Raw genomic sequence first — 480 nt, forward strand, 5'->3', positions numbered from 1 at the left:
GGTCAGGATGGCCGAGCACGAACTCGTCGCGGTCCAGCACCGGATTCTTGAAGCCGGCCGCGATCAGCGCGTCGCCGAACTGGGCGATCGAGGCGAACGGGCTCACGTGCGGCGCCGCGTCGGCTTCGGCGAAGGCGCCGCGCAGTTCGAACAAGGTGTCCGGGCCGAACGTGGACACCAGCAGCAGGCCGCCGGGCTTGAGCACGCGGCGGAAGCCGGCGAACACCGCCGGCAGGTCTTCGACCCATTGCAGGCACAGGTTGGAGAACAGCACATCGACGCTGGCATCGCGCAGCGGCAGCGCGCGCGCGTCGGCGCACACCGGCTCGGGCCGGCGCGCGCCGCCGAGCAGGCGTTGACGCCAGCCGCCGCCGCCGAAGTTCTCGCGCGCCTGGCGCAGCATCGGCGGCGCCAGGTCGAGCGCGACCACCTGCGCGCGCGGCCAGCGCTTTTGCATCGCCGCGCTGAGATGGCCGGGGC

General features: G+C 73.3%; 1 protein-coding gene. It reads right to left on the minus strand.

Features of this window, described 5'->3' with window-relative positions; all coding sequences use genetic code 11:
• Positions 1-480: methyltransferase domain-containing protein (locus tag AC0AIB_RS31155; protein ID WP_465098072.1), on the minus strand; the 480-nt coding region annotated here is incomplete at both ends.

The organism is Micromonospora sp. DSM 43699 (assembly GCF_055517075.1).